The 9,127-nt window shown below is 62.8% G+C and carries 6 protein-coding genes and 3 pseudogenes; 5 read left to right on the top strand and 4 right to left on the bottom strand.

The genetic code is table 11. The features are described 5' to 3' along the window. Positions 1–9 precede the first annotated feature (9 nt). A pseudogene (locus FQV39_RS34495) lies at positions 10–135 on the bottom strand (LEPR-XLL domain-containing protein); the annotation flags it as partial. A 460-nt stretch (positions 136–595) separates the two neighbouring features. Here FQV39_RS34495 and FQV39_RS29155 point away from each other — a divergent pair. The 3 genes from FQV39_RS29155 to FQV39_RS29145 all read left to right on the top strand — a co-directional run bounded on the left by FQV39_RS29155 (position 596) and on the right by FQV39_RS29145 (position 4,126). Continuing rightward, complete coding sequence (locus FQV39_RS29155) at positions 596–1,435, top strand: efflux RND transporter periplasmic adaptor subunit (RefSeq protein WP_149133476.1); 840 nt, start codon at positions 596–598, stop codon at positions 1,433–1,435. Positions 1,436–2,438: 1,003 nt separating this feature from the next. After that, positions 2,439–2,888, top strand: a complete 450-nt coding sequence (gene rpiB, locus FQV39_RS29150) for a ribose 5-phosphate isomerase B (protein WP_149133475.1) — start codon at positions 2,439–2,441, stop codon at positions 2,886–2,888. Positions 2,889–3,115: 227 nt separating this feature from the next. After that, complete coding sequence (locus tag FQV39_RS29145; RefSeq protein ID WP_149133474.1) at positions 3,116–4,126, top strand: IS110 family RNA-guided transposase; 1,011 nt, start codon at positions 3,116–3,118, stop codon at positions 4,124–4,126. A 581-nt stretch (positions 4,127–4,707) separates the two neighbouring features. Here FQV39_RS29145 and FQV39_RS34490 read toward each other — a convergent pair. The 3 genes and pseudogenes from FQV39_RS34490 to FQV39_RS29130 all read right to left on the bottom strand — a co-directional run bounded on the left by FQV39_RS34490 (position 4,708) and on the right by FQV39_RS29130 (position 7,736). Then, positions 4,708–5,530: pseudogene (locus FQV39_RS34490) on the bottom strand (transposase). An 84-nt stretch (positions 5,531–5,614) separates the two neighbouring features. Further along, a complete protein-coding gene (locus FQV39_RS29135; RefSeq protein ID WP_149133473.1) occupies positions 5,615–6,601 on the bottom strand; it encodes a Bug family tripartite tricarboxylate transporter substrate binding protein in 987 nt (328 codons plus the stop codon). Then, a complete protein-coding gene (locus FQV39_RS29130; protein WP_282570129.1) occupies positions 6,534–7,736 on the bottom strand; it encodes a 4-oxalomesaconate tautomerase in 1,203 nt (400 codons plus the stop codon). The genes FQV39_RS29135 and FQV39_RS29130 overlap by 68 nt, the downstream gene beginning before the upstream one ends. Before the next feature lie 86 nt (positions 7,737–7,822). On the opposite strand from FQV39_RS29130, the gene FQV39_RS29125 reads away from it, so the two are divergent. After that, positions 7,823–8,731, top strand: a complete 909-nt coding sequence (locus FQV39_RS29125; RefSeq protein ID WP_149133472.1) for a LysR family transcriptional regulator — start codon at positions 7,823–7,825, stop codon at positions 8,729–8,731. A 94-nt stretch (positions 8,732–8,825) separates the two neighbouring features. Beyond that, a pseudogene (locus FQV39_RS34485) lies at positions 8,826–9,104 on the top strand (hypothetical protein); the annotation flags it as partial. Positions 9,105–9,127 lie beyond the last annotated feature (23 nt).

Genomic DNA, 9,127 nt, shown 5'->3' with positions numbered 1-9,127 from the left:
ATCGGATGGCGCGGCAGCATAACTAATGTCAGATGACATCAGAATGCGCGGCTCAACCGCTTCAATATTGAAATTTTGATTGCGCGCGGGCACGGCACCGCTGCGGCGTTTGGCGCGAGACGGCTGCTGCACCATCCTCCACTGGCGCGCTCGGGATGCCATGGCTCCTAGTATCGTCGCCATTGCAGAGCTATTGAATAGATTTGTTTCGAAATTAGGCCCTTTAGTCATGACCATACACTCCAGGGCTAGAATAATTCGGCCCACCATAGAGGGGCTCTAAAAGATCGAAAAGCCTGTTTCGCAAGGGAATCCAAGTTTTTTTCTATTACCTTTCCGAAGGGAACCTGCCGGCTCACAAGCCGCCCAGTTGTTTGCCCAAAGTTATCAATAAGTTCGGCGGGTCATCTGAAATATCGGATTGAACGCCTCGCACCGAGATGACCGGCCACAGAGATCCAGCTTGTCGGCGCATCGAAAAGAGGCCAGCATTGGCTCAATGCTGGATCCGACTCCTTCTACGTGAAATGGGATGCCGTATAATGTTTACTGCTGAATAACTCGGATTTTAAATTAAATAGGAAACAAGTCCGCCATGATTCGCTCGATTTCTGTCCTATTTGCAGCAATTTTAAGCTATATCGGGCCTTTTTTATTTGAGGGACAGAAAGCGTTTTCGCAGGACGATTACAGCGCCTGTCTGCTGCGACCGAAGCGAACAATTCAGCTTGGAAGCTCAGTTTTTGGCGTCATCGACGAGATGTTTGTCGACCGCGGCTCCTGGGTTCAAAGGGGGCAGGTCGTTGCTAAGCTGAACACCACAGTAGAAGAGGCCCAAGTTGAGCTTGATCGTCATCGCGCGCAAAACCCGATGGCGATTGAATCCGCTCGAACTAATATGAGCTGGAACGAACGTGAACTTTCACGAAAGAAAAAGCTTCGCGACAATATGTTCTCGAAAATCAATGATGTTGATGAACTCGAAACAAAGATCGCCCAGGATCTTCTATCCATTCGGCGTGGGGAATTCGACCAGAAATCAGCCCAGTTGGAGCTAGCTCGCTCCGAGGCTCAGCTGCAACTAAAAATGATAAAAAGCCCTATTGATGGAGTTGTAACCGATATAAAGCTTAATCTTGGCGAATACATCCGCGACACGACACCGATGATGTCAATCGCGGAGGTTAATATTCTTCACGCTGATATTTTTGTCCCTGCTGAATATTATTCTCAATTGAAAGTGGGGATGACAATGGCTCTTACGTTAGACGCACCGTTAAATCGGACGGTAGCCGCGTTGATCGATGTCATCGATCCGGTCGTCGATGCCGCAAGCGATACCTTCCGAATTAGGCTCGTCGTCGATAATGCGGCCAATCGCCTGCTCGCGGGAGTTCGGTGCAATGTGAAGCTTCCAAGCCGCGAGAGGAATTGAGTGGCCAGGACTGGTCGTCTTCCGGTTTCGTGGACACCGAGATTGGGTGTATTCGGCGCTATCTGTCCGAAGGAGGAAAAGGGCGCCCCTGGTTCTGCCGACCTGCAACACCGAGGCGATGAACCTGCAATTTCGCCGAAAACGCCACCGAGGTCGCGCCCGAAAAGCACGCTATCCTCCTCCTCGATCAGGCCGGCTGGCACCTGTCGAGCCAACTGATCGTCCCGAAGAGCATCATTCTCTTGCCGCCGCCTGCAAAATGCCCGGAACTCGGGGGGCACCTCAAGGTTTGTTCGCTAAACCGCGTTTGGTTGGACGGATCGAGAACGCTGCGACGTGGACTCGCGGCCGCGCAGCTTTCATCCGCCTGATGTGAGTTCCCTTGTGGCCGCGGCTAGGCGGTAATCCGGACATTCCGTCAAAGATCAGCAGACGCATTGATCTGTTGACGGTGTGACACAGGTGAGATCATCGAACTCGGCGAGGTTCGCGGGGCGGGTTAGGGTCTTTGCTCCTCAATGGAGCGATGGCTGACATGGCGCGGCGGGAGCTGCTGACCGATGACGAGCGAGGACGCCTCTTAGGCATACCAGAGGGAGATCCCGGACGAACATCAACGACCTTCTGGACCGCCTATCTTTCGTGCGCACCTTCGGCATCTTCGCCGACGACGTGATGTCCGCGGTTCACGAGCGCCGTTTCCGGCAGTTCGTGCGCGAAGGCGCCGTAGCGCCGGCCTTCCTGCTCTCCGACTACTCTGCAACCCAAAACGTTATGACGTCGTTCTCAAGGCCGACTTCTTCAACGACATCCACCCTTCTCGGACATTGCCGATCGGTCGCTCCGACGTCGGCTTCCGCGCCCCGTTGCGGGCGCTCGCAAGGTCCACTTTCCGGCAGGTTGTTGCTGTCATTCGAAAACTGGAAGAATTGACGAAACAAAAAGCGCCTGATCCAACGCGGCCAAGCCGCCAGATTGCCTCGAGAAACGGGACGACTTCTCCTTGACAGCCAGCAACCGCATCGTCCTCTCCAGCGACCATGCCGCCATTCAGCTCCGACAGGCTATTGCCACTCATATCGCGGCGCATGGCTGGGTGGTGGTCGACATCGGACCGACGACGCCGGAGAGCACACACTATCCTCAGCACGGCGAAGTGGCGGCGCGGCTCGTCGCCTCCGGCGATTGCCGGCTTGGCATCATCCTATGCGGCACCGGCCAGGGCATCATGATGGCGGCGAACAAGGTAAAGGGCATCCGTTGCGGCGTCTGCGCCGACACGTTCTCAGCCCGCATGATCCGCCAACACAACGATGCCAACATGCTGTCGCTTGGCGCGCGAGTGGTGGGCGAAGGGCTGGCGCTCGATATCGTGGATGCGTTCCTGACCGCCCGGTTCGAGGGCGGCCGGCATGCGACGCGGGTGGAGATGATTGAGGCGCTGGAGGGGTAGCGCCGTTCTTTGCTTCTTGTTTGGGAGAATGTCCTATTTCGGGCAAGGGGACCAATGTCCGGATGCCACCCCGGGCCGGACATCTAGGTTCGAGCAACGATCGGGGCAGCCCAGCGCCAGATCCGGACATTGGGTCTTTGCCTGGAAGCGATGGGGTGGACGCCCCCTGACGGCATCGAAGTGCCAAAGTGGTGGTGTTTGAGCGCACCACTGCAAAGGAGGCGTCCGTGAGTGAAGTTACCACCATTGGCCTCGATCTGGCGAAGGCTGTCTTCCAGGCGCATGGGGCTGACGCGACCGGCTCGGTCATATTCCGCAAGAGGCTCCGGCGGAATCAGGTGCTATCCTTCTTCGCCGCCCTGCCACGCTGCCTGGTTGCGATGGAAGCCTGCGCCAGTGCTCATTATTGGGCTCGGGAGATCTCCACCCTAGGGCACGAGACCCGGCTCATCCCGCCAGCATACGTGAAGCCCTTCGTCCACCGGCAGAAGAATGACATGGCCGACGCGCAGGCGATCTGCGAGGCGGCGCAGCGGCCGACGATGCGGTTCGTCACGCCCAAGAGCGCGCAGGCGCAGGGGGCGGCGGTGATCTTCCGCACGCGCGACCTTCTGGTGCGCCAGAGAACTCAGCTGATCAACGCGCTGCGCGGCCACCTCATCGTGGCCCAGGGACCCGGCCATGTGAGCAAGCTCATCGACCTGATTGACGATCCTGCGAGTGACATGCCGGCCGAGGCTCGGCCGGTCCTGGCAATGATCGCCACAAGCTTGCAGATGCTCCAATCAAACATCGCAGAGCTCGATCGAAAGATCGCGGCCCGGTCGAAAGCCGATCCTGTCGCAAAGCAGTTGATGACGATCCCTGGCATCGGACCAATCGCGGCCACAGCCTTGGTGGCATTGGCGCCAGCAGCGCACACCTTTCGACGGGGCAGAGACTTCGCCGCGTGGTTGGGGCTTACCCCCCAGCAGCATTCCAGTGGTGGTAAGGAGCGTCTGGGCAGGACCACAAAGATGGGCGAACGCAGCCTGCGCAGACTCCTGATCCTGGGCGCAAGCTCGGCGGTCAAGGTCGCGGCCCGCGACAGATCGCGAGCCAGTCCGGGGCTCGACGGCATGCTGGCACGCAAGCCACGCATGCTGGTGACGGTGGCATTGGCCAACAAGATTGCCAGGATCGTCTGGGCGCTCATGGCGCACGGCGGATCCTACAGAGCTCCGACTGCTGCGGCATAGAAGCCGAGGCGGTCAGAGGCGGTCAGGGAGGCAGGAAGGTCCGAAGAGAGGTATGGCGCAACGGTCAGAAGACGGGGTCGGGAAAACCAGGGAATATGTCCCAGCGCCTCGAGCGCGCGGAAGCGGTGTGGACCCGACCCGCGATCTCCATACAGGCCAGCGGTCCCGTGAACGGCCGCACCAGTAGGCCGGACACACGGACGCACCTGAACCTGAGCGCCAATCGCCTCGACAAAAACCTCTTGCATCCGAAGGGGCGTCCACACACGGACATTCCGCGCTTCGGGGCTGAGCGATAGCTCTCGACCCGTTGCCAACATTGGCAGTGGCTCGACGGACACTTAGGGAGCGATCATTGCCGGACGCCCAAGATCGACAATAGCCTCGGAGCGATGACCGTGTTTGCGCCTAGCGGGGACGGCATAGCTGGTCTGGATTGTACGGCCGTCCGCGCGGTCATGGCAGGCATGAAAGCCTCCGGAGCCGGCGGCTTGCAACCGAACAAGCCAAGGGGTGCTTCCAGCAGAGGCCGTCAATTTGAGAATCCCATCGCCACGATTCTCATAATTAAAGGGTCTTCCTCAATTTGCGTGGAGCGGTGGCAGCATTCGCGCTCTCAGGAGTTCTGGGCCGGCTCTACCGTCCATTGCGCGCTTGAGCGTCTTCAGTCGGTTGATCTGCCCTTCGGCCTGTCCATTGCTCCAGGGTAGCTCGATGGCGTTGTTGACGGCCGCGATATCCCTGCGCAGGACGCGCGCGAACCGCATGATAGGTGTGAGTTCGGTGTCGATCGCATCGTCGCTCCATGCATCCAGTGATGCCGACCTCTTGCCGCGAAGGATGCCCCGTTGAAGCGCATTGCCAGGCGTCGCATCTCGGCGAAAGCGTCAGATCCCTGCTTCAGGGCATCAACCTTCCCTGCCTGCCGGGCGGTCAGCAGGCCTCGTGGCTTGATGCACAGGGCTGCGGCAACCACCGGCGAGATCGCATGCCCGGTTTCCAGATCCCGGACCGGTTCCATCGTGATGCAGCGGCTCGGCATGCCGGTCAGCGACGATACCATCCGACGCTGGTGGCCGACCTGGCGAGCGCTTGATGCGTCCGGCGCGCATAAGGGGAAGCAACCGCCGGCAACCGATCGGTGAACGTTTGTCGCTCACACTGCTGATGGGAACATCGCCAGCGGCTCAGCAGGAGCTTAACCGTCACAGGTTTGCCCTGAAAAGGCAGATCCTGAAGGCTGCGATTGGACCAACCATGCCGACTTCGGCTTTGCCAACCACAATCGGGGCAAATGCCGATCGCGGGTCCGGCAGCCGAAACAACCCAATCGTGGTCGTCAGTCAGCGCGACACCCAGAATTCTGACGCCTGGGCCGGGCGACCATTTCGATTGCGAGCGCATGCCCGCCAATAGCGATAGCGTCGCTAACAGCGCATCAACCAGGCAAATTGAGGAAGACCCCCGTATGCGACGAGCGAGGGAAAGCTAGTTCACGCCGATTTGGGCCTTCTTGATGATGCCGGCCCAGCGGCGCGACTCCGCTTCCATCATGGCGGCGAACTCCTCGGGCGCGTTGCCGACCGGCTCGGCGCCCTCGTTCTGCAGGCGCTCGCGGATGAGCGGGCTGTTGATCGTCTCGACGGTCGCGGCCCGCAGCTTCGCCGCGACATCCTTCGGCGTCCCCTTGGGCACGACGAAGCCATACCAGGCGGTCGCCTCGTAATCCGGCCAGCCGCCCTCGGCGACCGAAGGGACATCGCGGAAGAGCCTGGCGCGCGCCTTGCCGGTCACCGCCAGCGCCCTGACCTTGCCGCCTTCGATCAGGCCGAGCACCGAAGGCACCGTGGTGACCATGAAATCGGAATTGCCGGCGAGCAGGTCGGTCAGCGCCGGGCCGGCACCGCGATAGGGCACGTGAACGGCCTCGAACTGCGCGGTCTGCGCCAGCAGCACGGTGGCGAGATGGCTGGCGGAGCCGTTTCCGGCAGAGCCATAGGTCAGCTTGCCTGGGTTCTTCTGGGCCTGGCCGACGAGCTCGGCGAGGCTCTTGTAGGGCGAGTTCGGTGCGACGACCACGACGAGCGGGGCGGCCGAGATCAGCGTGATCGGGTCGAAGGCGACGAGCGGATCGACCCTGACATTCTTGAACAGATGCGGATTGACCACCATCGGTCCCTGATTGGCCATCAGCACGGTGTAGCCGTCGGCCGGCGCCGCGGCCGCCTGCGCCGTCGCGAGATTGCCGCCGGCCGAGCCATTGTTCTCGACAACCAGCGACTGGCCGAGCCGCTCGCCGACGCCCTGCGCGACGAGGCGCGCGATCGCGTCGGTGCCGCCGCCGGCGGCATAGGGCACGAGCAGCTTCATCGGCCGCGTCGGGAAGGCGGCCTGGGCGAAAGCGAGCTCAGGCAGGCAGGAGCTGGCCGCTGCGGCCGTCAGCAGGCTGCAGAGATGGCGGCGCGTGATCGTCATGGGTCTGTTCTCCTCCCGTTTCCGCCCTCTCGGCAAGCGCGAGGATCGTGCTTGCGGGGACGATGACGTTTCCTTCGAAGATGCGGCGCGCGGTGCGCACCAGACTCGCGCGCGCCACCTGGCCGGCGGCGTCGAGCGAAAGATCGATCTGGATGGTGCCGCTGGGATGCTCGACCGCGACCAGCGAGTCGGTTCCGGGCGAGAGCATCTCGGCGGCAACGCTGCCGCCGATGCGGCTCGCCACGGCGACGCAGAGCGCGCCGGTAACGGCGTGGCTGCGATGGCAGCGATCAGGCGTGAAATAGCGCGAGGTCAGGCTGCCGCCGCGGCGCGCGGGCGAGAGCACGCCGACCTTGGGAATGACGCGGCCAGCGACATCGCCGAGACCCATGCGGCGACCGGCCTCGCGGCGAATCCCCTCGAGCCGTGCCAGCAACATTGCGTCGGCATCGAGCACCGTCGGCATCTCATCGCCGGCGAGGCCGAAATCGCCAGCGCTGACCAGCAGCATCGGCATCGCATAATCGACCAGCGTCACCGGGATGCCGTCGATTTCCTCGCGGGCAAGGCCCGTCGGCAGCAGGGCGCCGGTCTTGGAGCCGACCGCTTCGAGGAAGCTCAACTTGACCGGCGCCGCCGTGCCGGCGACGCCGTCGATCGCGGTCGCGCCGTCATAGTCGACCAAGCCGCCCGGGGTCTGGACGGTCGCCTCGATCAGCGAAGCGGTGTTGCGGTTGTGGATGCGCACCACCGTCTCGCCCTCGGCCGCGGGAACCAGCCCGGCCTCGATGGCGAAGGGCCCGACGGCGGAGAGCATGTTGCCGCAGTTGGGACCGAGATCGACATGGGCGCGGTCGATGGCGACCTGGGCGAAGAGATAGTCGACATCGGCATCGGGCCGGCAGGAGCGGCTGACGATCGCGACCTTGCTGGTCAGCGAGTTGCCGCCCCCTAACCCGTCGAGCTGGAGCAGATGTGGCGAGCCCATCGCCGCGAGCAGGACGCGGTCGCGCGCCCCGGGCTCGGCAGGCAGGTCGGATTCGAGAAAGAAGGGGCCGCGCGAGGTGCCGCCGCGCATCAGCACGCAGGGGATGCGCAAGGCCTTTGGATGCAGCGGGCGGGTGGGAGCGGACAAGGGCGCGATCCGGCGATTGGCGATGCCGTCTCATCCCAGATCGAATAACTGCTGTGAAATGCAGAGATCGGCGCTATTGATGCGTCATGAGCATCAATTTTGAAGCGCTCGACCTGCGCGCCTTCGTCGCCGTGGTCGAGCTCGCCGGTTTCCACCGGGCGGCGGAGGCCCTGAACATGTCGCAGCCGGCGCTGAGCCGGCGCATTCAGCGGCTCGAGACCGCGGTCGGCGCAGCCCTGCTCGAACGGACGACCAGGCGGGTGGCGCTGACCATGGTCGGGCGCGAAATGCTGCCCCTGGTCCGGCGCATGCTCGACGAGTTCGATACGTCAATCTTCGCGATGCGCGATCTCGGCAGCCGCCGCGCCGGACAGATCGCGCTCGCCTGCATCCCGACGGCCGCCTTCTATTTCCTGCCCTCGGTGATCGCGCGCTTCTCGCAGCAATATCCGAACATCCGCTTCCGCATCCTTGACCTCTCGGCCAATGACGGGCTGGAGGCGGTGGCGCGCGGCGAGGTCGAATTCGGCATCAACCTGCTCGGCGGCTCGGATGCAGAGCTCACCTTCGAGCCGCTGCTCGACGACCCGTTCGTGCTCGCCTGCCGGCGCGACCATGTGCTCGCCGGCAGGCCCGCTCTCGGCTGGAACGACCTCGAAGGCCACCCGCTGGTCACCGTCAGCCGGGCGAGCGGCAACCGCGCCATCCTCGACGCCGCCCTGGTCAAGCTCGGCGTCCGCCTCGACTGGACCTTCGAGGTGACGCATCTGTCGACCTCGCTCGGCCTGGTCGAGGCGGGTTTGGGGATTTCGGTGCTACCGCGACTGGCGACGCCCGGCGTTGACCATCCGATCATCGTGACGCGGCCGATCAGCGATCCGGCGGTTTCGCGCACGATCGGCGTGGTCAGGCGGCGCGGCGTCAAGCTGGCGCCGGCGGCCGAGCGCTTCCTGGAGATGCTGCTCGGAACGTGGCGGGGCCCGGATGCGGATTGAAGCCGTTAGCTGAACCTGACAAGGTTCAGCGTCGGCAGCGACCCGCCCGACATGCCGTTGATGGTCGACATCGCGACGGGGGGCCGCTTGGTCGACCGATAGAGGCGTCGACATCACTGATGCGCTGATGGAGGGGCTCCGCGATCGAAAGATCATCCTGCCGGCTCCGGGGACACTGGAGCGCGCCGGCGCCACAGGGCGCGCGCGGGCACGGCGACTGGACTGCGGAAGCGCTGATCGCGCCGCTGACGCCAGACCAGGTGGTGCACATCGATGCCCTGCTTTAGCAGGCTGTACACTTTCATGTGAGGCCAGCCGACAAAACGCCACGTCTCCTGCGACGGAAACCCGCACCGATTTACAATCGCCATAAGTCTTATGCCGGGTGGCCGCTGG

Source organism: Bosea sp. F3-2, from assembly GCF_008253865.1.
Lineage (GTDB): Bacteria > Pseudomonadota > Alphaproteobacteria > Rhizobiales > Beijerinckiaceae > Allobosea.
Note: the sequence above shows the minus strand (reverse complement) of the source record. Positions and strands in the feature narration are given on the sequence as shown.